Below are 23,349 nucleotides of genomic sequence, written 5' to 3' on the forward strand. Positions count from 1 at the left end.
TTGCATCCTAAGTTACAGGGAAGAATAAAGAATAAAGGCCTAATGAATCGCTAAGAGGTTATTTATGACTGTTCAACGTACATTTTCTATTATTAAACCAAACGCTGTGAAGAAAAACGTTATTGGTGCAATCTACAACCGTTTTGAAAGCGCGGGTTTCACAATCATCGCTGCTAAAATGATGCATTTGACTCGTGAGCAAGCTGAAGGCTTCTACGCTGAACACAAAGGCCGTCCTTTTTTTGAAGGTCTGGTTGAATTCATGACTTCAGGCCCTATCATGCTGCAAGTGTTAGAAGGTGAAAACGCAATCCAACGTCACCGTGACCTGATGGGCGCAACTAACCCAGATAACGCATTAGCGGGTACTTTACGTGCAGACTACGCAGACAGTTTCACTGAAAACGCAACTCACGGTTCAGACTCTGAAGAATCTGCTGCACGTGAAATCGCGTATTTCTTCACTGCTGATGAAATCTGCCCACGCTAAGACTTCTTTAACTAATGCATTAGCATTATTGTTATAAAGTTTGTACAATGCGACGCCCTGCTATGATTAGCGGGGCGATTATATTTTTAAGACCGCAAAAATTACGTCGTGCTATACTCACTACTAGCACTGCCGAAAGTGTAACAACGAGGCAATACACCATGTCTGATATGACGACAGATGCACAATGTGCAACTTCTTCCGCTATTTCTGTCACACCAGAAAAAACGAACCAAAAAACCAATTTACTCGATTTAAACCGCAAGCAAATGCGCGAGTTCTTTGCTCAAATGGGTGAAAAACCGTTCCGCGCGGATCAGGTCATGAAATGGATTTATCATTATTGCTATGATGATTTTGACCAAATGACCGATATTAATAAAGTCCTTAGAGCAAAACTGAAAGAAGTCGCGGAAATCCGTGCACCAGAAGTCGCTGATGAACAGCGTTCATCAGATGGCACCATTAAGTGGGCAATCAAAGTGGGTGACCAACTGGTTGAAACGGTGTATATCCCAGAAGCAGACCGTGCAACATTGTGCGTTTCTTCACAAGTGGGTTGCGCATTGGAATGTAAATTCTGCTCTACGGCGCAACAAGGCTTCAACCGTAACTTACGTGTTTCAGAAATTATTGGTCAGGTTTGGCGAGCTGCCAAAATTATTGGTTCACTGAAATCCAGTGGACGTCGTCCAATTACCAACGTTGTGATGATGGGAATGGGCGAACCATTGCTGAATTTGAATAATGTCGTCCCTGCGATGGAAATTATGTTAGATGACTTCGGCTTTGGTCTATCTAAGCGCCGTGTCACGATTTCCACTTCAGGTGTTGTGCCTGCACTGGATAAGCTAGGGGATATGATTGATGTTGCGTTAGCGATTTCATTGCATGCGCCAACAGATGATATCCGTGACGATATCGTTCCAATTAATAAAAAATACAATATTGAAACCTTCCTCAACAGTGTGAATCGTTATTTAACGAAATCGAATGCTAATGCAGGGCGAGTAACTGTTGAGTATGTGATGTTAGATCACGTGAACGACAGTGTTGAGCAAGCACATCAATTAGCGGAATGTTTAAAAAATACACCGAGTAAGATTAACTTAATTCCATGGAACCCGTTCCCAGGGGCGCCATACGGTAGAAGTTCGAATAGTCGTATTGACCGTTTTTGTAAAGTATTGATGGGATATGGTTTTACCACGATAGTGCGCAAAACACGCGGTGATGATATTGATGCTGCCTGTGGGCAACTTGCTGGCGACGTGATCGACAGAACAAAACGAACGTTGAAAAAACGCTTAGCAGGGGAACCTATCAAGGTAAAAACAGTCTGATTTATAAATAGGCTTGAATCAGTGAATTAGGTGATGATTTAGGGCGTTTTAGAGTTAGGCAAAACGCCTTTGTTCACCTACAATAGTTGAAGCAATAAGAAAAATTTAATTGTTGTTTCAACATGATGATAAATTATTGACGAATAAAGCTGCTCAATGTTTGCTTTATATCTTTTAAACTTGGAAATAGTGTTGCCAGCAAATGACTATCGAAAATAATACCGAACAAGCTACGACCACAGTAGGACAATTATTGACGCAAGCACGTGAGCGCATGGGGCTAACCCAAGATGTTGTTGCAGAACGATTGTGCCTTAAAATCAGTACGGTAAAAGAGATAGAACAAGATATTGCTCCCGCTGGCGTGGAACCAACATTTTTACGAGGCTATATTCGTCTTTACGCTCGTATGGTAGGTATACCCGAAAGCGAATTAAAAACGTATATGAAAACGGAAGAAACCGTTACGTTAGCCAAAGTTTCTCCTATGCAAAGTTATTCTTTGGGGAAAAAACGCAAAAAGCGCGAAGGTTGGTTAATGAAGCTGACTTGGTTGATTGTGATTGTTCTTATCGCAATGGTTGGCATATGGTGGTGGCAGGATCATAACGCTCAAAAAAATGAGCTAGTTTCAATGGCAAATCAAAATGATTTGATTTTGTCCCAGCAAGATAATAACACCACACCGGTTGAATTACTGACATCAACAGAGGTCGTCTCAACTGACACGGCGCCTGTTGTACCGGAAAATACTCTTGAATTACAAACTCAAGAGCCCGTATTAGCGACTGACCCTATTACCGAGCCTGTCAAAACAATTCCATTACCTAATGCACCGCAATCTTCAGTTGCATTAGACAGAACACAAAATACAGAAACGGCTGAACCTGTTGCTGCAAGCAGTCAAGCCCTAGTATTGAATTTTACTGGCCAGTGCTGGTTAGAAATTCGTGATGCGAATAATAAAATCTTATTTAGTGGCACCAAAAATAATGGTGATAAGTTGGAACTTGATGGGCCGCAACCTTATCGCCTGAATATTGGTGCACCAGCGAATGTCACTGTACAGTTTCAAGGCAATACTGTTGATTTAAGCCGCTTCATTAAAGCGAAACGTCCAGCAAAATTGAAGTTACCTGAAGCCTAAAAACAGACAGGTAAAAAGAAGCAAACTATATCCGAAAACATCTTTTTTGATAGGCTATAGTTTGCTTTCTTGTGTATAGTTGAGCGTATAAAAATAATCGTTAAAACTATATCGCGGTAACAAAGAATATCACGGTAATAAAGAGTACCACGGTAACAAAGAGCACATGGACGTTCGGAGAATTAAACCAAAATGCATAATGAATCACCGATAAAAAGACGTAAATCCACCCGTATTAATGTAGGTAGCGTACCCGTAGGCGATGGCGCTCCTATCGCTGTCCAGTCAATGACTAATACCCGTACAACTGATGTCGAAGCCACAGTTCGCCAAATAAAATCCCTTGAGCGTGTGGGTGTTGATATTGTGCGTGTTTCTGTTCCTACCATGGATGCCGCTGAAGCATTTAAATTGATTAAACAGCAAGTTAGCGTTCCATTGGTGGCGGATATCCATTTTGACTATCGTATTGCATTAAAAGTGGCAGAATACGGCGTTGATTGCTTGCGTATTAACCCAGGTAATATTGGTAGCGAAGAACGAATTCGCCAAGTTGTTGATTGCGCACGCCACTACAATATTCCAATTCGTATTGGGGTTAATGGTGGCTCCCTTGAAAAAGATATTCAAGAGAAGTACGGCGAGCCAACACCTGAAGCATTGGTTGAGTCGGCAATGCGTCATGTGGACATCCTAGATAGGCTTAATTTTGATCAGTTTAAGGTTAGTGTAAAAGCATCAGATGTATTTCTTGCTGTCGGCTCTTACCGTTTATTAGCGAATAAAATCGATCAACCACTGCATTTAGGGATTACCGAAGCCGGTGGTGCCCGTGCAGGTTCAGTAAAATCTGCAATTGGCTTAGGAATGCTATTGTCTGAAGGTATCGGTGACACCTTGCGTATTTCTTTAGCTGCTGACCCTGTTGAAGAAGTTAAAGTGGGTTTTGATATCTTAAAATCACTGCGAATTCGTTCACGTGGTATTAATTTTATTGCTTGCCCAACTTGTTCACGGCAAGAGTTTGATGTGATTGGTACCGTGAATGAATTAGAACAGCGTTTAGAAGATATCATTACACCAATGGATGTATCGATTATTGGCTGTGTGGTTAATGGCCCTGGTGAAGCGGAAGTTTCTACGCTAGGCGTTGCAGGGGCAAAAACCAAGAGCGGTTTTTATGAAGACGGTAAACGACAAAAAGAGCGTTTTGATAATGACAACATTATCGACCAGTTAGAGGCTAAAATTCGAGCCAAAGCGGCGATGATGGATGAAAGCAAGCGGATTGAAGTCAACTTAAAAGACTAATTTTGTGTATTCTACTGCTAAGCGGCTCACCGAGTCGTTTGGCATGTTTAGAACAAACACTCTATCAATCATCCGCATTTTTTTCTAAAATCGGTCGCTCACCGTACAAATTGACAGATAAATCCCGATTAGTATCAGTAATTGGTGTTTGTTGATTGAACCAGATGATATTTCGCTCTTATAATCAAACTTATGTAATTCTGAAAATAGAGAAATAAAGTGGGAAAAAATATCCAAGCCATTCGCGGTATGAATGATTACTTACCAGCTGACACGCGTGTATGGCAGAAAATCGAAGCAACATTGAAAAATATTTTACAGGGTTATGGTTTTAGTGAAATTCGTACCCCGATTGTAGAGCAGACCCCGCTATTTCGCAGAGCGATTGGTGAAGTGACGGATGTCGTTGAAAAAGAAATGTACACTTTCAATGACCGTAACGATGAAAGTCTGACATTACGCCCTGAAAATACCGCAGGTTGTGTCCGTGCCGGTATTGAGCATGGTTTGCTGTACAATCAGGAACAGCGTTTGTGGTATTTAGGACCTATGTTCCGTTATGAGCGCCCACAAAAAGGCCGTTATCGTCAATTTCACCAGTTAGGGGCTGAAGTTTTTGGTCTTGCGGGTCCTGATATCGATGCTGAAGTCATCTTAATGACGGCACGCTGGTGGAAAGCGTTAGGCATTAGTGAGCATGTGACTTTAGAGCTGAACTCGATTGGCTCATTAGAAGCGCGTGCCAATTACCGTGAGGCTTTAGTTGCTTTCTTAGAACAGCATAAAGACAAGCTGGATGAAGATTGTAAGCGTCGTATGTATACAAATCCTCTACGTGTTTTGGATTCTAAAAATCAAGAAATTCAGGCTTTATTGAATGATGCACCTGAACTGTTTGATTACCTTGATGTCGAATCACGTGAGCACTTTGATGGCTTATGTAAGTTATTAGAAGCAGCAGGGGTTAAATACCGCGTTAATCAACGCTTAGTTCGTGGTCTTGACTACTACAACCGCACCGTTTTTGAATGGGTAACAACGGCACTGGGCTCACAAGGCACAGTTTGCGCGGGCGGTCGATATGACGGCTTAGTTGAACAATTAGGCGGTCGTGCAACACCTGCGGTTGGTTTTGCCATGGGTATGGAACGGATGGTGTTGTTAGTCCAAGAAGTGAACCCAGAATTTACAGCGGATGCTTCAGTTGCTGATGTTTATCTTGCTTCTTTTGGCGAAGATAGCCAACAAGCAGCGATATTAGTAGCCGAAAAAGTACGTGATGCACTACCAACACTACGGTTAATGACTAACCACGGTGGTGGTAACTTCAAGAAACAGTTAGCAAGAGCGGACAAACAAGGCGCTAAAATTGCACTGATCTTGGGGGAAGATGAAATTAAAAATAGCCAAGTCACATTGAAAGATTTACGCACAGGCGTACAAGAAACTATTTCGCAGCAACTTATGGCGTCACGCATCGCCGAGTTATTAGGTTAAGGAGAGACAAGTGGAAGTCTATACAAACGAAAATGATCAAGTCGATGCGATTAAACGCTTTTTTGCGAATAATGGCGTGGCATTAGTTGTTGGCCTCGTAATTGGTGTTGGTGGTGTATTTGGTTGGAACTACTGGCAGTCTCATAAAACGAATGTACTGCAGGAAAGCGCTCAAAAGTTTGAAGCAGTAAATAGCCAATTACGTTCAGGCTCAGAGCAAGGCATTGTTGCAGCGCAAAAATTCGCGGCTGAAACCGACGATGTATACAGTGCGATGATGGGCTTAGAGCTTGCACAAATCGCGGTGGATAAAGGCGATTTAGCTAATGCACAAACTGCATTGACCAATGCACTAGCCAAGGCAAAAACCGTGGATATGCAAGATTTAATTAACTTGCGTTTAGCGCGAGTGCAATTAGCCCAAGGTAATGCTGATGGCGCGATAGCGTCAGTTGCAAATATTAAAAGTAAATCATGGCAAGCAACGGCACAGGATGTCCGTGGCGATGCTTTACTCCATAAGGGCGATAAAGCTGGTGCAAAAGCCGCTTATGCTCAGGGGTTAGAAAGTGAAGGCTCTCAATCTATTAGAGGTATTTTGACTCTGAAGTTGAACAACGTATCTAATTCATAAGAAGAAAGGAAACGACAAACATGCAGTTGCGCAAAACACTTTTAGTTGGCCTAGTCGCTTCAGCTTTACTTGCCGGTTGTTCCAGCGAAACTGATTCTATTATCATGGCGCCACTTCCACAGGTTGAAAATCAATTCACCCCATCAATTGTTTGGGATAAATCGGTTGGAAATGGTGTTGAACAATTTTATTCTGAATTATCACCTGTTTGGGATGGTTCAGCCGTTTATGCAGCAGACCGCAAAGGTTTAGTTAAAGCCTTTGAACTCGATAGTGGCAAAGAACTGTGGTCAGTCGATTTATCTAAACGCACGGGTTTTCTTTCTGCTAACTTATCGGCATTGCTATCAGGTGGTTTAACCGTTGATGGTGATAAAATTTTTGTGGGTACTGAGCGCGGAACCGTTATTGCTCTGAACAAAGAAGATGGCCAAGTTGCTTGGGATGTCGAAGTTGCAGGCGAAGCCCTTTCTAAACCTGTTGTGAGTAACGACTTTGTTATTATTCACACCAGTAATGGTCAACTACAAGCTTTAGATGTCAATAGTGGTGAAATCAAGTGGACCGTTAACATGGATACACCATCGTTGTCATTACGTGGTGAATCTGCTCCTGCGGTTGCTTTTGGTGCTGCGATTGTCGGTGGGGATAACGGCCGTGTCAGTGCGGTGCTATTGTCTCAAGGTCAGTTAATTTGGCAACAACGTATTTCTCAAGTGACAAGTTCGACAGAAATCGGCCGTTTAAATGATGTCGATATGACACCAATTATTGATGACGGTAAAGTGTATGCGATTGCTTATAATGGTACTTTAGCCGCACTGGATATGCGTTCAGGTCAAATTCTGTGGAAACGCGAGCTTGGCTCAATCAATGACATGGTGATGTCAGGTGAAAACCTGTATCTTGTCGACCAAAATGATCGCGTGTTATCTGTTCGTAAAAGCGATGGTGTAACGCTGTGGACACAGGAAGAACTGCTAAACCGCGGGCTATCTGCGCCAGAAATGTATAATGGCTATCTTGTGGTCGGTGATAAAGAAGGTTATCTGCATTGGTTAGATATGAGTACGGGCGGGTTTGTAGCACAAAACAAATTAAACAGCTCCGGTATTCACAGTCGTCCAGTGGTTGCAAGTGATAAGCTAATGGTTCAGACAAAAAACGGAACAGTTTACCTGTTAACACGTTAATTTTCTGACAAACCGCCAATTTATCGATAAAATCAACGGTTCCTGAAGATAGGAGCCGTTTCGTTTTTTGTTTTCTGAGTTAAAGCCTCAGAATTCCTTTAGTTAATAAAAGTTGTGAGGCATCTAAAAATGATACCCGTCGTAGCGCTGGTAGGGCGTCCAAACGTAGGAAAATCCACGTTATTTAACCGTTTAACCCGTACCCGTGACGCATTAGTAGCGGACTTTCCCGGTCTGACTCGTGATCGTAAATATGGTCGTGCTGAAGTTGAAGGGCATGAGTTCATTATTATAGACACGGGTGGTATCGATGGGACTGAGGAAGGCGTAGAGACGCACATGGCCGCACAGTCCTTGCAAGCAATTGAAGAGGCAGACATTGTTCTGTTTATGGTTGATGCAAGAGCCGGGTTAATGCCCGCTGATGAAGGCATTGCCAAACACCTTCGTAGTCGCAAGAAAAAAACCTATTTAGTCGCGAACAAAACCGATGGAATTGATGTAACTACGGCAATCGGAGATTTTTACTCGCTTGGCCTAGGCGAAATTCATCCGATCGCGGCATCACATGGTCGCGGTGTTACTCAGTTAATTGAACAGTCGTTGAAACCTTTTGTGGAAGAAGACGAGGAAGAAGTTGAGTTGACCGAGGAAGAAGAAAATGCGGCATATTGGGCTGAGTTAGAAGCTCAAGGTGAGCTTGATGAAGACGAAGAAGATGACTTTGACCCAACAACATTACCGATTAAATTAGCCATCGTTGGCCGTCCGAATGTCGGTAAATCGACATTAACCAACCGTATTTTAGGTGAAGAACGTGTTGTGGTGTTTGATATGCCAGGAACCACACGTGACAGCATTTACATCCCAATGGAACGCGATGAGCGTGAGTATATTTTAATCGATACCGCCGGTGTGCGTAAGCGTGGAAAAGTTACAGAAACAGTGGAAAAATTCTCTGTTATCAAAACATTGCAAGCGATTGAAGACGCGAACGTCGTACTCTTAGTTATCGATGCACGCGAAGGTATTTCAGACCAAGATTTATCTTTACTTGGCTTTATCCTCAATGCGGGGCGCTCATTGGTGATTGCAGTCAATAAATGGGATGGTATGAAGCCAGAAGACCGCGAGCACGTAAAAGACATGCTTGAACTGCGTCTTGGTTTTGTTGATTTCGCGCGTATTCACTTTATTTCTGCACTGCATGGTAGTGGAGTGGGTAATTTATTTGAATCAGTGCAAGAAGCTTATGAGTCTGCAACTCGTCGAGTAGGTACTGCATTATTAACTCGTATCATGAAGATGGCAGAAGATGAGCACCAACCACCGCTTATTCGTGGTCGTCGTGTTAAAATGAAGTATGCCCATGCTGGGGGACACAATCCACCAATTGTGGTGATCCACGGTAACCAAGTTTCTGATTTACCAGATAGCTATAAGCGTTATTTGATGAATTACTTCCGCCGTTCATTGCAAGTGATGGGAACGCCAATTCGAATTCTGTTTAAAGAGGGAGAAAACCCTTATGCAGATAAGAAAAATAAGTTAACGCCAACCCAGTTGCGTAAGCGTAAGCGTTTAATGCAGCATTTGAAAAAACGCTAGTCAATAAGGCGCTGATGAAAGCTTAATTAGCCCTATTGAACGCATAAAAGCCGTAACAAAGTCATTATGTTACGGCTTTTTAATATTATCTGGATAATACTTTAAGAATGAATATCGCCCTTACGTTACTAGCATATATCATGATGAACGTAAGGGTAAGAATCAAAGATTGAGGAAAATTATGGACACTCGTTCTTCTACACGTTTAAACAAATATATTAGTGAAAGTGGTATTTGCTCAAGGCGTGAAGCTGACCGTTATATTGAACAAGGTAATGTATTTATTAATGGTAAGCGTGCAGGAATTGGCGACCAAGTTTTTGCTGGTGACGTGGTAAAAGTTAATGGGCAATTAATAGAGCCGCGTAATGAAGAAGATTTAGTATTAATCGCACTCAATAAGCCTGTCGGTATTGTTAGTACGACAGAGAGTGGTGAAAAAGATAATATTGTTGATTATGTTAATCATAGTACCCGAATTTTCCCGATTGGCCGCTTAGATAAAGACTCTCAAGGGTTAATTTTTCTCACCAACCATGGGGATTTGGTGAATAAAATTTTACGGGCAGGCAATTCTCATGAAAAAGAGTATTTAGTCACGGTCAATAAACCCGTAACGGATGACTTTATTCGTGGAATGGGGGCTGGAGTACCCATTCTTGGAACAATGACGAAAAAATGTAAGGTTAAGAAAGAGGCTCCTTTTGTTTTTAGAATTACACTTGTACAAGGACTAAACCGTCAAATTCGTCGTATGTGTGAGCATTTTGGCTTTGAGGTCACCAAGCTTGAACGTGTTCGCATCATGAATGTTAAGTTAACAGGCATTCCTGTCGGGGAGTGGCGTGATTTAACTGATGATGAACTGATTGAATTATTTGATATGATGGAAAAATCTGAATCAGACGTAAAAGTAAAGAAGCCACAGAAGTCAGCTTCTGCTAACAAAAGTAATACAAAGCAGACTTCGCCAAGTAAACCCAAAGTAAAACCAGAAAACCCGACACGCAAAAAGTTTACACAACCAGGTAGAAAAAAGAAAAAACGTTAACGTGCAGGTTTGATTAATAAGGCTGAATAAAAGAGTTGTTTTGAGCTCTTTATTATCGGCCTTTATGTTTTACAGAAAAATTAATCTTAAATTAGTTTAAAACTGTTTATATAAATTATTGCAGTTTTAAAACTAGTCCAACATCTAACCAGCTTTGCTGTGTTTTTTGCGCGATATTATCATCAAATAATTTCTTAGCAGCACGGATCGTTGCATTAGCAAATTCGATGAAGTTGGCTCTCTTTGTCACATTATTGTCAGACACGGCTTCAAGCCAAATTTTACCGGCGATGTCCCATGTATAACCTCCAAGACTCTTAGCTAATAGGTAAAAGGCTCTATTTGGGATACCTGAATTAATATGTACGCCGCCATTGTCAATAAAAATAGGTAAATCCTGATATTGAGACATATGACCAACTTGCGGGTCTCTAACATCGTCAGAAAGATAATAAGCATCCCCTGGGTTTATCATAGAACGTAGTGCCGGCGCATTTATTTGGTCAATAAATAAATTTTCGCCTAGTAGCCAATTAGAAGTATCGGCTGTTTCATTATTTAAATATTGTTTCACCATAATCCCAAGTACATCTGCGACAGACTCATTGAGCGCACCAGATTGGTAAGTATATCTAAAATCAGCTTTTGAACTAATAAAGCCGTGAGCCAGCTCGTGAGCGATTATATCGATGTCATTATAGAATGGGCCAAAAACGATTCCATCCCCGTCACCAAAGAAAATAGCTTGAGAATTCCAAAATGCATTAGCGTAGTTTGTTCCATAATGGATAACCGCATTAATATCAGCAGAACAGCCAAAAATTTGGTCAATATTTAATTTTTCCTTAAAAAAGGTACGGATAATGCCAATTGAATTAAATACTTGCCCCGCTGGTTCTGATGGCGCATGAGTATCTTCTTCGCGCATAATCACCGCGTAGTCATCATGTGGCATATGGCTATCAGGTGAAAGTCCTGAACGTTCACAAATTGGCAGGTCGGAATGCCAGTGTTTTTTATGTGGGACAGGGCGTTGAGCATCGCGAATAAAGCGATTATAGCGCTTTCCTATCATATCTATAGGGCATGCTGAAAGATTATTGCGGTGGAGTAATGCATCTTCATGTGAATAGGTTCGGCTCATAATATCATTGATATGCGTGAGCGTTGATTTTAAGTCTGTGTGGCCTGATTTAGTGACTAAACTTGCTAATAAACAAGGTGATAATAATGAACGGCCTAAAATTTGATTCATATTACAACTCCATTCAGTTGGGTGAAATGGAATCATAATCTGTCGTGATTGATTTGTAACTACTTGATATTTAAGATTTATAATCAATAATTATTATTTTATGTTAGAAAGGTAGAACGGTTATTTTTCTACCTTAATTTATAAACCAGTGTTATCAATTATGGCGAAACCCACTCTTTATTTAAGACTAAAAATTCAGTATAGAGGGCAGCTTCTGGGCTATTAGGTTCTGGATGATAGTCGTATTCCCAGCGAACAAGCGGTGGCATTGACATTAAAATTGACTCTGTGCGGCCTCCGCTTTGTAAGCCAAATAATGTACCTCTATCCCATACTAAATTAAATTCTACGTAGCGACCACGACGATATAATTGGAATTGACGTTCTCTTTCACCCCATGAATGAGCTCGGCGTTTTTCAACAATCGGGACATAGGCATCTAAAAAACCATTACCCACCGCTTGAGTGAAGCTAAAACAAGACTCAAAACCACCTTGGTTAAGGTCATCATAAAATAGCCCACCAACACCTCGAGGTTCATTTCTATGTTTCAGGAAAAAGTATTCATCGCACCAATTTTTATATTTAGGATATACATCAGTCCCATAAGGGCGACATAGATCACGAGCAACGGTATGCCAGTGGATAACATCTTCATGAAAACCATAGAAAGGGGTTAAATCAAAACCGCCACCAAACCACCAAACGGGCTCACAACCTTCTTTTTCAGCGATAAAGAAACGAACATTAGCATGGGTAGTTGGAATGTAAGGATTCAGAGGGTGAATAACAAGAGAGACGCCCATTGCTTGGTAGCTACGGCCAGCAAGCTCGGGCCGATGTGCAGAGGCTGATGCTGGCAACTTTTCTCCTTTAATATGTGAGAAGTTAACCCCAGCTTGTTCAAATAATGCGCCTTTCGTTAGTACTCGGCTACGACCGCCACCACCTTCAGTTCGTTCCCATGTTTGTTCTAGAAAAGTTTGCTTACCATCTAGCTCAGTAATTTTTTGGCAAATAGTCTCTTGCAAGTTCTGCAAATAGGCTTTTACGCGATCAATATCTGGGTAATTCATTGTTTTATAATAGAACCATAGCAAAAAAATAATGGTTAAAGTATACCCTTTTACTCGAAGAAAGGCATATTGAATATTGATTGTGTTGCAAAAGCAGAGATAATGGCAGAAAGATTAGCTTAAGTAGGCAAATGAGATGGAAATACGAGTCTTTCGGCAAAGTGATTATGAAGACGTCCTGACCTTATGGGAGCGTTGTGCTCTCAATGAATTTTCAGGTGATCCTGAACTCGATATTGAACGCAAATTACAGTGTGGGGCCGACTTATTTTTAGTGGCTGAAGTTGCCGGTGAAATTGTCGGTACTATTATGGGGGGCTACGATGGCATTCGTGGCACAGCTGTTTATCTTGCTGTTCACCCTGAATATCGCGGTCGTGGTATTGCTAATGCATTAGTGAGTCGACTAGAAAAAAAACTGATAGCCAGAGGCTGCGGAAGAATAGAGTTATTAGTGAGTGAAGAGTCTGATGCGGCTATTTGTATGTTTGAAAAAATGTTGTATGAAGAAGAACAACCTGAACGTTTGATTTATTCGAAAAAATTAACGCACGAAACGGATTTTTAAGTTAATTGACTATTTATTTAACTTTCTATGGGAATGTTTTAGTAAATAGATTGTCACAATATGCATTATGCGACTCATAAAAGAGGATGATATGTCCCAACATGCAAAGTTGAACAGTAATAATGGATTATCGCCGTTGTTGAAGGTTTCTCTACTCTGTGGAGCAGCCTTGTTATCAGGGTGTGCGGGTGTGAAGGTTTTTTCGCCATCGACTTGGTTTAGTGGCCCGTTGGTAGTTTCTAGCTCAGGGCTTGGCCAAGTGACCAGTTTTACACCAATGCAAGCGGATATCATTAAGAAACAGCTTAATGACCGTTATACACTACGCAGCGGTATGCAAATGGAAAGTGGGGATGTGGTCACAGTTTTCCAAGGTATGGATGACAATGAAGTAAAATTAGAAATAGTGGGCCCTGAGCACGGTTATGTCTCACGTATTACGGTGAGTGATCCAAATATCGTCACCGAATGGGGGCCTGAAATTGGTACTGAATTTAGCGAAATTTACCAAAAAGCCTTCGGTATTTGCGGCTTAGGTGAACGAGTCAATGACGTTCCGACTATTGAATGTAATTCACCACAATCAAGTAAAGTGGTTTACCGTTTTACTGGTAAATGGCAAGGGCCAGAAGATTTAATGCCTCCAGATGATGACCTAAAAACATGGCAAATCTCGCAAATTATTTGGCATAAATAGTTTTATTTCATTAATGATATCGCCGGGCCTATTCAGACTGGCGATATCTTCCCACTAATACTTCTTTTTCGTTGTTTTCAAAGAAATTTCCCCTTTCTTAAATTTTCTTTCTTATAATAGACCTGAAACCTATATTCCCTTGCGTTAAAACAAGGTGAACATCATGGCGATAAGATAGGATATTAATATCGTTTTATATAAGAAATAGGTTATATAACATATTCATTTTACGAGGTTTACCGTATGTCTCATTCTCAAAGTGGTATTTTGAAAGAACATAGCCGTTTTGGTATTTTTATTGAAGCGCAAGTGCAAGAGGGATCTCTGGATGAAATTAAGTCTGGATGTAAAAGCTTTGTCGAGGCTTTAACTAAATTACAAGCCCAATACCCAGATGACCGCCTCGGCGCGGTTATCGCGTTTGGCTCTGACATCTGGAAACAGCTCGGTAAGACAAATAGTGCCCCTGAATTGAAACCATTTCGCACGCTAGGTAAAGGACTCGCTCCTGCCACTCAACGGGATATGTTTATTCATATTCAATCACTGCGCCACGATATTAACTTTTCATTAGCACAGGCGGCTTTAAAAGCATTTGGTAAATCTATCTCTGTGGTTGAAGAAATCCATGGCTTCCGTTGGGTAGATGATAGAGATTTAAGTGGTTTTATTGATGGAACCGAAAATCCGCAAGGGGAAGAAATTGCGGAGGTCACATTAATCGAAGACGGTGAAGATAAAGGCGGAAGCTATGTTTTAGTCCAACGCTATGAACACGATTTAAGAAAATGGGATCGTTTTTCGGAACATGAACAAGAAAAAATGATTGGTCGGACGAAAAAAGACAGTATTGAGCTGGACGAAGATGCCCGTAATGTTACCTCTCATGTTTCCCGTGTGGTTATTGAAGAAGAAGGTGAAGAGCTTGAAGTTATGCGTCACAGCTTGCCATATGGAACAGCAAGCGGTAAGCACGGCTTATTCTTTGTGGCTTATTGTGCAAGATTACACAATATCGAACAGCAATTATTAAGTATGTTTGGTGAAAAAGACGGCAAATACGATGATTTGTTGCGAATGACGAAAGCGGTATCGGGCAGTTATTACTATGCTCCATCAATAGAGTCATTGCTGTCTTTATAAGTTTACTCGTCATACTTTGCGTTACAGTGCTGTTAGGTAGGCTAGATTGCCTTAGTCACATACTCTATGTATGCTCCTAGGGCTAATCTTCCTTGCCGCCTAGCTGTAACACAAATTATTTAGAGTAACTGTTTATACTTAGCAATTTAAACATAATGATTTGTATTTATTCTATTATTATTAGCCCGTTATCATTAATGCCTACTTACTACCTAGTAATGATTTAACTTATAGAATGCTCCTCCATTGAGTAATATTCATATCACTAACTAATTAAAAAATCAGTTAATTTTCCTGCTTATGACGTTCATTTCTTTGTTATTCTAATTTGATATATAAAAAGGTGATTGATAGCTACACAGTTATAACCAAAACATATACAGTGGTTCCAATGTCAGCCATTTGGGTTTAGTTACGAACAGGTGTGGAATGAAAAAATCATTTTTGAAAAAAACGGCACTCGCAAGTTTGGCAACAGTCTCATTACTCGGCAGCTCGCCACTAATTGCAGCTGAACTGCTTAACAGTTCTTATGATATTGCACGTGAACTATTTGTGGCGTTGAACCCATCATTTGAAAAACAGTGGAATGAGGCTCACCCTGACGACAAACTAACGATTAAACAATCACACGCAGGCTCATCAAAGCAAGCCTTAGCGATTTTACAAGGGTTAAAAGCAGATGTGGTGACCTACAACCAAGTCACCGATGTGCAAATTTTGCATGATAAAGGCAATTTGATCCCAGCAGACTGGCAAGCTCGCTTGCCAAATAATAGTTCACCGTATTATTCAACAATGGCGTTTTTAGTTCGTAAAGGAAACCCGAAAGGAATTAAAACGTGGGATGATTTGGTCCGCGAAGATGTCAAATTAATCTTTCCAAATCCAAAAACTTCCGGAAATGGCCGTTATACCTACCTTGCTGCATGGGGGGCTTTTAATCAAGAAAATAAAGGTGATAAAGCGAAAACCCGTGAGCAAATGAAACAGTTTTTGAAAAATGTCGAGGTATTTGATACCGGAGGGCGTGGTGCAACAACGTCATTTATTGAGCGAGAGCTTGGTGACGTCCTGATTAGCTTTGAATCTGAAGTGAATAATATTCGCTCTCAGTATGGTGAATCAGACTATGAAGTTATTGTGCCACCAGTGGATATTTTAGCAGAATTCCCTGTCGCTTGGGTCAACAAAAATGTACAAAAAAATGGGACTGAAGACGTCGCTAAAGCTTACTTAAATTATCTCTATAGCCCACAGGCGCAAGAAATCATCACTCAGTATAATTATCGGGTGAATGATAAAGCGGTAATGAATGCGAATAAGGATAAATTTCCTGAAACTCAGCTGTTTACGGTTGAATCTCAATTTGAGAGCTGGCCAAAAGTGATGGATGTTCATTTCGTCACTGGTGGGGAATTTGACAAATTAATGGCAGAAGGGCGCCGTTAATGAATCGTTCAGGAAAGCGCTTTTTGCCGGGTTTTGGGCTAACGCTAGGTAGCAGTCTGTTCTATACGTGTTTGATTTTGCTATTACCCATGAGTGCATTGGTGATTCAATTATCAGAAATGACATGGCAGCAATACTGGGCCGTCATAAGTTACCCGCAAGTGGTTGCTGCGTATAAAGTGACGTTACTGTCAGCGTTAGTCGCAAGTCTGTTTAATGCGGTATTTGGCATGCTATTAGCTTGGATTTTAACGCGTTATCGCTTTCCTGGGCGTTTGTTTTTAGATGGTTTAGTGGATTTACCCTTTGCATTACCTACCGCTGTGGCGGGGCTAACATTAGCAACCTTATTTGCAACCTCAGGGTGGTATGGGCAATATCTGCACCAGTTTGATATTAAAGTTGTTAATACTTGGCTGGGAATTGCGGTTGCAATGGCATTCACCAGTATTCCGTTTGTTGTGCGTACGGTTCAACCAGTGTTGGAAGAGCTCGGCCCTGAGTACGAAGAAGCTGCTCAGACTCTAGGTGCAAGCCGTTGGCAAACCTTTCGTCGAGTGGTATTACCGGAGCTTTCACCAGCCTTATTAGCCGGAACGGTTTTATCCTTTACACGTAGTTTAGGCGAGTTTGGCGCCATTATATTTATTGCGGGTAATATTGCGTGGCAAACCGAGGTTGTTTCATTAATGATTTTTAGTCAATTACAACAATTTGATTATCCGGCCGCCAGTGCTGTCGCCTCAGTTATTTTAGCGGTTTCATTGTTACTGTTATTTAGTGTCAATTTAGTACAAAGTCGCTTCGGTAAACGGTTAGGAGGCAAGTAATGGCGCAAATTACCCCCATTCATACTGCTAGTCGTACCCAAATAAACTGGGGGAAATGGCTATTAATAGCGATAGGTTTATTGTTTTCACTTTTACTATTAGTTATTCCAATTGTTTGGATATTTATTACAGCTTTTCAAAAAGGGTTAGATGCTGTTTTACTGAATTTGGCAGACCCTGATATGCTACATGCCATTGGTTTAACAGTATTAATTGCTTTAATTACGGTTCCGGTAAATTTAGTCTTTGGTACCATGATGGCGTGGTTAGTGACGCGATTTCAGTTTCCTGGTCGCCAATTATTACTAACCCTAGTTGATATTCCGTTTGCGGTTTCACCTGTTGTTGCAGGTTTGCTGTACTTACTTTTTTATGGCTCAAACAGTTGGTTTGGTGGATGGCTTGAAGGTTTTGACATCCAACTGATGTTTTCATGGCCCGGTATGGCATTGGTGACTATTTTTGTCACTTGCCCATTTGTGGTACGTGAGTTAGTCCCGCTAATGTTAAGTCAGGGTAGCCAAGAAGATGAAGCGGCGGTTTTACTTGGGGCCTCAGGATGGAAGATGTTTTGGCGTGTGACATTACCTAATATCCGCTGGGCATTGTTGTATGGGGTTGTTCTAACTAACGCTCGCGCGATCGGTGAATTTGGTGCGGTTTCGGTGGTTTCAGGGGCTATTCGCGGTGAAACATACACCTTACCATTGCAAGTTGAATTGTTGCATCAGGATTATAATACGGTGGGCGCATTTACGGCCGCAGGGATCCTCGCACTAATGGCAATTATCACCTTAATTCTTAAAAGTGCATTGCAGTGGCATTTGAGTCGCCAGCAATCTGAATCAGGAGTCCATTAATCATGAGTATTGAAATTGAAAAAATCGGTAAATTATTTGGTAAAACCCAAGTACTTAACGATATTTCACTGGATATTGCATCGGGTGAAATGGTTGCCCTATTAGGGCCTTCCGGTTCAGGAAAAACAACCTTATTGCGGATTATTGCAGGGCTTGAGCAACAAAGTCAGGGGCTATTACGTTTTCATGGTCACGATGTCAGTAAAATCCATGCTAAAGATAGGCATGTTGGCTTTGTATTTCAACACTATGCACTATTTCGCCACATGACAGTGTTTGATAATGTAGCCTTTGGTTTAACTGTCTTACCAAGAAAACAGCGCCCATCCGCTCAGGCTATTAAAGATAAAGTAACAAAATTGCTAGAAATGGTTCAACTCGGTCATTTAGCTTCACGTTACCCTGCACAACTTTCAGGGGGGCAAAAACAGCGAGTGGCATTAGCAAGAGCTTTAGCCGTTGATCCACAAATTTTATTATTGGATGAACCTTTTGGCGCGCTCGACGCACAAGTACGTATTGAATTACGCCGTTGGTTACGTCAATTACATGATGAATTAAAATTTACCAGTGTTTTTGTGACTCATGACCAAGAAGAAGCCATGGAAGTTGCAGACAGAGTGGTGGTGATGAGCCAAGGTCATATCGAGCAAGTTGGCACACCGAGTGATATATGGCAGCGCCCAGAAACACGATTTGTCCTTGAATTTATGGGGGAAGTCAACCAAATCTCTGCCCATATCAAAGGTTCAACATTAAATATCGGTGGCTATGACTTTCCACTGAACCACACTGGTGTTCAACAAGGAGAAGTCGACGTATTTTTACGTCCTTGGGATATCTCATTACAAGCTGAAGTGGATGAGCAGCACCGTTTACCTGTAAGGGTCACGGAATCGGGGCCAAGAGGGCATTTTTGGCAATTAACCGTTCAACCGTTAGGTTGGGGGAAAGAGCCGTTGTCAGTGATTTGGCAGTCTGAGAAAACAATACCCACTCGAGGTGAACGTTATTTTTTAGGTAGCCAGCAGGCAAAGATTTATCAAGGTGATCAGGCGTTAATTTTTCCACAACTCGCTGAAAGTGCATGAATATAAAATTCAATAATTTATAACACTAATAAATATATTATTGGTGTTACCTTCTCTATTACTTTCTAGGTATATTTCCGATGATTAGACTTTATATTAAAAATATTAAGTCTAATCTCTCTATGTTTAATTTTTGCATAACCATTTGATATCAAATAATTAATTATTGTATTTTTATGGGAAATATAACTGGCAATTCTATAAACTTATTGTAATATAATATATCAATTAGCTATATCAGAAATGGTAATTAAGATAATCTATTTTTCTAATATTAATGTGAAGAGATTTCAATTTTCACATTTCAATATTGGGGTAATATCTTATCTCTATTCTTTCTTATTTATATATAAAAATTATAAGGATGGTAAAGTGTCGGCTCTGGAACAGTTTATCGGTAATACCCCATTAGTAAAACTTCAGCGTTTAACACAAGGGATTGAAGCTGAAATTTGGGTAAAACTTGAAGGCAATAACCCCGCGGGTTCAGTGAAAGATCGTGCGGCATTTTCAATGATTAATGAAGCGCAATTACGGGGTGAAATTAAGCCAGGCGATACGCTAATTGAAGCGACTAGCGGTAATACCGGTATCGCCCTCGCGATGATAGCCGCAGTAAAAGGCTACAAATTAAAATTACTCATGCCAGATAACATGAGTAAAGAGCGACAAGCCTCTATGCAAGCTTATGGTGCAGAACTTATCTTAGTAAGTACGGTTGTCGGTATGGAAGGTGCACGGGATCTTGCTAAAGAAATGGAGCAGCGAGGAGAGGGGAAAGTTTTAGACCAATTTAATAACCCTGATAACCCATTAGCCCATTTTAAAACAACGGGTCCTGAAATTTGGCAGCAAACTCACGGCGCAATTACCCATTTTGTGTCGAGTATGGGAACCACGGGGACCATTACAGGGGTTAGCCGCTATTTAAAATCCCAGTCAGCGGACGTGCACATTGTTGGCTTACAACCTGCTGAAAAAAGCCAAATTCCGGGTATTAGGCGCTGGTCACCGGGTTACTTGCCCGGCATCTTCGATAGCTCATTAGTTGATAGCGTACTGGACATCAACCAGCAAGAAGCCGAAGAAACCATGAGAGCCTTAGCGAAGGTTGAAGGTATCTTTTGTGGTGTGAGCTCAGGTGGAGCGGTTGCCGGTGCTTTAAAAGTGGCTCAAGCTAACCCAGGAGCGGTGATTGTGGCAGTCATTTGCGACCGAGGAGACCGATATTTATCAACAGGTGTATTTAATGAGTGAGATAATTTAATTGCCACTGGCGTGCAATAAAGTACCCCATCAATGAAAAACCATCAGGCAAGCCTGATGGTTTAAACTAAATATGGGTAGTTGAGTTATTTCTTAATACGCATGACGACAGTTTCACCCACTGTCACTGAGCCCGTCAGTTTGTTTAGCTCTTTGATTTCGTCCATATTAGAAATGACAACCGGAGTTAGAACCGATTTTGCTTTCTCTTCTAATAGTGCTAAATCAAACTCAATGATTAAATCACCTTTTTTCACTGCTTGACCTTCTTCGGCGATGCGTTTAAAACCCTCACCTTTAAGCTCAACAGTATCAATACCGAAGTGAACAAATAGTTCTATGCCATCATCTGATTCAATAGAAAACGCATGGTTAGTTTCAAAGATTTTACCAATTGTACCGTCTACAGGGGCAACGATTTTGTTACCTGCGGGTTTAATCGCAATACCGTCACCTACAATTTTTTCTGCGAACACAACGTCTGGAACATCTTCAATATTGACTATTTCACCCGATAAAGGCGCGATAATCTCAATACTGCCACTGCTACTTTTGTCTTCCGAAACGAGTGATTTCAGTTTGTCAAACAGACCCATGGACCTTCTCCTAATCGTTTTATATGGGACCGAACTAATGTGCTGTTCTTAGCATAACGTTTTTTCTTGGATAAAGGTATCTACAAGTTTCATCAATTCATCCGCTGTTGGTTGAGCAAGTGCTTGTTCAGCCAAAGCTTGAGTATCAGTAAAGCTCGCATTGCGAATTAGCTTTTTGATACGTGGAATTGAAATTGCGCTCATACTAAATTCATCCAGCCCCATGCCAAGTAGCAATAAGGTTGCACGCTCATCTCCAGCTAACTCCCCACACATCCCAGTCCATTTACCTTCAGCGTGTGATGCATCGATCACTTGCTTAATTAAGTTTAGGACAGCAGGTGACATCGGGTTGTAAAGATGAGAAATCAGTTCATTACCACGGTCGACCGCTAAAGTGTATTGAGTGAGATCGTTCGTCCCAATACTAAAGAAATCAACTTCTTTTGCCAAATGGCGAGCAATAACAGCAGCTGCTGGCGTTTCAACCATCACACCGACTTCAATTGACTCGTCAAAAGCCTTACCTTCTTCACGTAACTGAGCTTTTAGCATTTCTAGCTCTGCTTTTAGTTCACGAACTTCTTCAACGGAAATGACCATTGGGAACATAATACGCAGTTTACCAAATTTAGAGGCTCTTAAAATAGCTCTTAATTGTGAGTGTAAGATTTCTTTGCGATCAAGACAAATACGAATTGCACGCCAGCCGAGGAATGGGTTCTCTTCTTTCGGTAAATTCATGTATGGCAGGTCTTTATCACCGCCGATATCCATAGTGCGGACAATAACGGCTTGGCTGCCCATCGCTTCTGCAACTGCTTTATATGCCTGGAATTGTTCTTCTTCAGTAGGAAGAGAGTCTCTATCCATGAATAAAAATTCAGTACGATAGAGGCCAACGCCTTCTGCGCCATTGCGTTCTGCTCCGGCAACATCACGCACGGTACCAATGTTGGCACAAACTTCAACTTGATGACCATCAAGGGTGATAGCTGGCAAATCTTTTAATTTTGCGAGCTCTTCTTTTTCTTGAAGATATTCATCACGGAAGGCTTTCAGTTTGTCAATTTCGGTTTCAGATGGGTTCAAGTGGATAGTGTTGTTGACACCATCTAACACAATGAAATCGCCATTTTTAATTTTACTGGTGGCATCGCTCGTACCGACAATGGCAGGTAACTCAAGGGAACGCGCCATAATTGAGGTATGCGATGTACGGCCACCTAAATCAGTAATAAACCCTAATACTTTATCTAAATTCAGCTGGGCGGTTTCTGAAGGGGTTAAATCCGCAGCGACTAAAATAACTTCTTCGCTGATTGCACTTAAATCAACGATAGGAATATTTAAGATGTTTTTTAATAAACGTTTACCAATATCGCGTACGTCAGCGGCACGCTCTTTAAGGTATTCATCGTCAAGAGATTCAAGTGCTTGGGCTTGGTCTTCAATAACGGAATATGCAGCTGCATCAGCAGTTTTTTTATCACCTTTGATTAAAGAGACAATTTCTTGTTCCAGCTCTTCATCTTCCAGCAGCATGATATGACCTTCAAAAATCTCAGCTTTTTCGGCTCCAAGATTTTTTTCGGCTTTCTCTTTAATCAAATTGAGTTGTTCGGCTGATTTGTTACGACCCTCAATAAAACGAGCGATTTCTTTATCAACCTGATCGTCAGCGATTTTCTTTGTGCTAACAACGATAGGATCTTCTTTGAGGATTAAAGCCTGACCAAAAGCAAAACCCGGGGATACTAAAATTCCTGAAATCATAATATTACCTTACTGCTGCTAGTGCTGGGAGTTCTGATGTTGCAGAGACGACAATAAATATAGCTGATTATACAAATGTCCCCGAATGAGATCACTCAGGGACATTGAATGAAATCAGTAAACGCTATATTCGTGCGAAATTATTCTAATTCGCCCATCAGTTTAACTAAATGCTCAACGGCTTCTTTTTCATCTTCGCCTTCAGCTGAAATTGTCACTACTGTGCCTTGTGTTAGGCCTAAGGTTTGTAATTTAAACAAACTTTTCGCACTAGCGGATTTACCACCAGAGATTAAAGAAATATCGGAAGAGAATGCTTTTGCTTCTTTTACGAATTGAGCTGCAGGACGAGTATGTAGACCATTTGGTGCCGTAATAGTAACTTCTTGCTGAAACATAGTATTTCCTCAATAACTTTCGTTTTTTTAATTACCCAGCCAATTGTAGATGAAATAGACTAGGTTT

Annotated in this window: 22 protein-coding genes; 17 read left to right on the forward strand and 5 right to left on the reverse strand. The window is 41.1% G+C overall.

Annotated features, from left to right (window positions below; translation table 11 throughout):
* The first annotated feature begins 64 nt into the window (after window positions 1–64).
* The 9 genes from ndk (at window position 65) to rluF (ending at window position 10,274) form a co-directional block, all read left to right on the forward strand.
* On the forward strand, window positions 65–490 hold the full coding sequence (ndk, locus tag PR725_RS04115; RefSeq protein ID WP_004264899.1) for a nucleoside-diphosphate kinase: 426 nt from the start codon (window positions 65–67) through the stop codon (window positions 488–490).
* A gap of 161 nt (window positions 491–651) precedes the next feature.
* Window positions 652–1,833, forward strand: coding sequence for a bifunctional tRNA (adenosine(37)-C2)-methyltransferase TrmG/ribosomal RNA large subunit methyltransferase RlmN (locus PR725_RS04120; RefSeq protein ID WP_004912645.1), 1,182 nt, complete (start codon window positions 652–654; stop codon window positions 1,831–1,833).
* A 202-nt stretch (window positions 1,834–2,035) separates the two neighbouring features.
* A complete protein-coding gene (gene rodZ / locus PR725_RS04125; RefSeq protein WP_004912642.1) occupies window positions 2,036–2,980 on the forward strand; it encodes a cytoskeleton protein RodZ in 945 nt (314 codons plus the stop codon).
* Between the two features lie 192 nt (window positions 2,981–3,172).
* Complete coding sequence (gene ispG / locus PR725_RS04130; RefSeq protein WP_004264895.1) at window positions 3,173–4,291, forward strand: flavodoxin-dependent (E)-4-hydroxy-3-methylbut-2-enyl-diphosphate synthase; 1,119 nt, start codon at window positions 3,173–3,175, stop codon at window positions 4,289–4,291.
* 219 nt (window positions 4,292–4,510) lie between these two features.
* The gene (gene hisS / locus PR725_RS04135; RefSeq protein ID WP_109911481.1) at window positions 4,511–5,788 is read left to right on the forward strand and encodes a histidine--tRNA ligase; all 1,278 of its coding nucleotides are present in this window, start codon (window positions 4,511–4,513) and stop codon (window positions 5,786–5,788) included.
* A 10-nt stretch (window positions 5,789–5,798) separates the two neighbouring features.
* A complete protein-coding gene (locus tag PR725_RS04140; protein WP_004912636.1) occupies window positions 5,799–6,422 on the forward strand; it encodes a YfgM family protein in 624 nt (207 codons plus the stop codon).
* Between the two features lie 20 nt (window positions 6,423–6,442).
* Window positions 6,443–7,615 (forward strand): outer membrane protein assembly factor BamB, encoded by a 1,173-nt coding sequence (gene bamB, locus PR725_RS04145; protein WP_004912633.1) that lies wholly within the window; start codon window positions 6,443–6,445, stop codon window positions 7,613–7,615.
* 129 nt (window positions 7,616–7,744) lie between these two features.
* The gene (gene der, locus PR725_RS04150; RefSeq protein ID WP_004912629.1) at window positions 7,745–9,223 is read left to right on the forward strand and encodes a ribosome biogenesis GTPase Der; all 1,479 of its coding nucleotides are present in this window, start codon (window positions 7,745–7,747) and stop codon (window positions 9,221–9,223) included.
* Window positions 9,224–9,404: 181 nt separating this feature from the next.
* Window positions 9,405–10,274: a 23S rRNA pseudouridine(2604) synthase RluF gene (gene rluF, locus PR725_RS04155; protein WP_109911482.1), complete on the forward strand. Its 870-nt coding sequence runs from the start codon at window positions 9,405–9,407 to the stop codon at window positions 10,272–10,274.
* Window positions 10,275–10,389: 115 nt separating this feature from the next.
* On the opposite strand, the gene PR725_RS04160 is transcribed toward rluF, so the two are convergent.
* Both PR725_RS04160 and hemF read right to left on the reverse strand, forming a co-directional pair.
* Window positions 10,390–11,529, reverse strand: a complete 1,140-nt coding sequence (locus PR725_RS04160; protein WP_181937047.1) for a M4 family metallopeptidase — start codon at window positions 11,527–11,529, stop codon at window positions 10,390–10,392.
* Window positions 11,530–11,687: 158 nt separating this feature from the next.
* Window positions 11,688–12,605: an oxygen-dependent coproporphyrinogen oxidase gene (gene hemF / locus PR725_RS04165; protein WP_004912622.1), complete on the reverse strand. Its 918-nt coding sequence runs from the start codon at window positions 12,603–12,605 to the stop codon at window positions 11,688–11,690.
* 136 nt (window positions 12,606–12,741) lie between these two features.
* Here hemF and PR725_RS04170 point away from each other — a divergent pair, with 136 nt between their 5' ends.
* From PR725_RS04170 to cysM, 8 genes are all read left to right on the forward strand, one after another.
* Window positions 12,742–13,173, forward strand: a complete 432-nt coding sequence (locus PR725_RS04170) for a GNAT family acetyltransferase (RefSeq protein ID WP_109911483.1) — start codon at window positions 12,742–12,744, stop codon at window positions 13,171–13,173.
* A gap of 91 nt (window positions 13,174–13,264) precedes the next feature.
* Window positions 13,265–13,870, forward strand: coding sequence for an RpoE-regulated lipoprotein (locus PR725_RS04175; RefSeq protein ID WP_117162423.1), 606 nt, complete (start codon window positions 13,265–13,267; stop codon window positions 13,868–13,870).
* Window positions 13,871–14,113: 243 nt separating this feature from the next.
* Window positions 14,114–15,013 (forward strand): Dyp-type peroxidase, encoded by a 900-nt coding sequence (locus PR725_RS04180; RefSeq protein WP_109911485.1) that lies wholly within the window; start codon window positions 14,114–14,116, stop codon window positions 15,011–15,013.
* Window positions 15,014–15,442: 429 nt separating this feature from the next.
* Window positions 15,443–16,465, forward strand: a complete 1,023-nt coding sequence (locus PR725_RS04185; RefSeq protein ID WP_272567720.1) for a sulfate ABC transporter substrate-binding protein — start codon at window positions 15,443–15,445, stop codon at window positions 16,463–16,465.
* Window positions 16,465–17,295, forward strand: a complete 831-nt coding sequence (gene cysT, locus PR725_RS04190; RefSeq protein WP_004912608.1) for a sulfate/thiosulfate ABC transporter permease CysT — start codon at window positions 16,465–16,467, stop codon at window positions 17,293–17,295. Before PR725_RS04185 ends, cysT begins: the two co-directional genes overlap by 1 nt.
* Entirely contained in the window at window positions 17,295–18,155 is an 861-nt protein-coding gene (gene cysW, locus PR725_RS04195) for a sulfate/thiosulfate ABC transporter permease CysW (protein WP_004912604.1), read from the forward strand. Before cysT ends, cysW begins: the two co-directional genes overlap by 1 nt.
* Before the next feature lie 2 nt (window positions 18,156–18,157).
* On the forward strand, window positions 18,158–19,246 hold the full coding sequence (gene cysA, locus PR725_RS04200) for a sulfate/thiosulfate ABC transporter ATP-binding protein CysA (RefSeq protein ID WP_211889455.1): 1,089 nt from the start codon (window positions 18,158–18,160) through the stop codon (window positions 19,244–19,246).
* Between the two features lie 372 nt (window positions 19,247–19,618).
* Window positions 19,619–20,503, forward strand: coding sequence for a cysteine synthase CysM (gene cysM / locus PR725_RS04205; protein ID WP_109911489.1), 885 nt, complete (start codon window positions 19,619–19,621; stop codon window positions 20,501–20,503).
* A gap of 95 nt (window positions 20,504–20,598) precedes the next feature.
* On the opposite strand, the gene crr is transcribed toward cysM, so the two are convergent.
* The 3 genes from crr to ptsH form a co-directional block, all read right to left on the reverse strand.
* Window positions 20,599–21,108: a PTS glucose transporter subunit IIA gene (gene crr, locus PR725_RS04210; RefSeq protein WP_004912598.1), complete on the reverse strand. Its 510-nt coding sequence runs from the start codon at window positions 21,106–21,108 to the stop codon at window positions 20,599–20,601.
* Between the two features lie 48 nt (window positions 21,109–21,156).
* Window positions 21,157–22,884 (reverse strand): phosphoenolpyruvate-protein phosphotransferase PtsI, encoded by a 1,728-nt coding sequence (gene ptsI, locus PR725_RS04215; protein WP_004912596.1) that lies wholly within the window; start codon window positions 22,882–22,884, stop codon window positions 21,157–21,159.
* A gap of 140 nt (window positions 22,885–23,024) precedes the next feature.
* Window positions 23,025–23,282 (reverse strand): phosphocarrier protein Hpr, encoded by a 258-nt coding sequence (gene ptsH / locus PR725_RS04220; RefSeq protein WP_004264876.1) that lies wholly within the window; start codon window positions 23,280–23,282, stop codon window positions 23,025–23,027.
* Window positions 23,283–23,349 lie beyond the last annotated feature (67 nt).

The sequence above is a fragment of the Providencia sp. PROV255 genome (genome assembly GCF_028478065.1).
GTDB classification, from domain to species: domain Bacteria; phylum Pseudomonadota; class Gammaproteobacteria; order Enterobacterales; family Enterobacteriaceae; genus Providencia; species Providencia rettgeri.

Excerpts from the sequence above, each read along its gene's own strand:
- PR725_RS04175 (WP_117162423.1), top strand. The coding sequence starts at position 13,265 with ATGTCCCAACATGCAAAGTTGAACAGTAATAATGGATTATCGCCGTTG.
- PR725_RS04120 (WP_004912645.1), top strand. The coding sequence starts at position 652 with ATGTCTGATATGACGACAGATGCACAATGTGCAACTTCTTCCGCTATT.
- PR725_RS04170 (WP_109911483.1), top strand. The coding sequence starts at position 12,742 with ATGGAAATACGAGTCTTTCGGCAAAGTGATTATGAAGACGTCCTGACC.
- der (WP_004912629.1), top strand. The coding sequence starts at position 7,745 with ATGATACCCGTCGTAGCGCTGGTAGGGCGTCCAAACGTAGGAAAATCC.
- ptsI (WP_004912596.1), bottom strand. The coding sequence starts at position 22,884 with ATGATTTCAGGAATTTTAGTATCCCCGGGTTTTGCTTTTGGTCAGGCT.
- ispG (WP_004264895.1), top strand. The coding sequence starts at position 3,173 with ATGCATAATGAATCACCGATAAAAAGACGTAAATCCACCCGTATTAAT.
- rodZ (WP_004912642.1), top strand. The coding sequence starts at position 2,036 with ATGACTATCGAAAATAATACCGAACAAGCTACGACCACAGTAGGACAA.
- hemF (WP_004912622.1), bottom strand. The coding sequence starts at position 12,605 with ATGAATTACCCAGATATTGATCGCGTAAAAGCCTATTTGCAGAACTTG.
- ptsH (WP_004264876.1), bottom strand. The coding sequence starts at position 23,282 with ATGTTTCAGCAAGAAGTTACTATTACGGCACCAAATGGTCTACATACT.
- cysW (WP_004912604.1), top strand. The coding sequence starts at position 17,295 with ATGGCGCAAATTACCCCCATTCATACTGCTAGTCGTACCCAAATAAAC.
- PR725_RS04180 (WP_109911485.1), top strand. The coding sequence starts at position 14,114 with ATGTCTCATTCTCAAAGTGGTATTTTGAAAGAACATAGCCGTTTTGGT.
- crr (WP_004912598.1), bottom strand. The coding sequence starts at position 21,108 with ATGGGTCTGTTTGACAAACTGAAATCACTCGTTTCGGAAGACAAAAGT.
- ndk (WP_004264899.1), top strand. The coding sequence starts at position 65 with ATGACTGTTCAACGTACATTTTCTATTATTAAACCAAACGCTGTGAAG.
- cysA (WP_211889455.1), top strand. The coding sequence starts at position 18,158 with ATGAGTATTGAAATTGAAAAAATCGGTAAATTATTTGGTAAAACCCAA.
- PR725_RS04160 (WP_181937047.1), bottom strand. The coding sequence starts at position 11,529 with ATGAATCAAATTTTAGGCCGTTCATTATTATCACCTTGTTTATTAGCA.
- bamB (WP_004912633.1), top strand. The coding sequence starts at position 6,443 with ATGCAGTTGCGCAAAACACTTTTAGTTGGCCTAGTCGCTTCAGCTTTA.
- cysT (WP_004912608.1), top strand. The coding sequence starts at position 16,465 with ATGAATCGTTCAGGAAAGCGCTTTTTGCCGGGTTTTGGGCTAACGCTA.
- rluF (WP_109911482.1), top strand. The coding sequence starts at position 9,405 with ATGGACACTCGTTCTTCTACACGTTTAAACAAATATATTAGTGAAAGT.
- PR725_RS04185 (WP_272567720.1), top strand. The coding sequence starts at position 15,443 with ATGAAAAAATCATTTTTGAAAAAAACGGCACTCGCAAGTTTGGCAACA.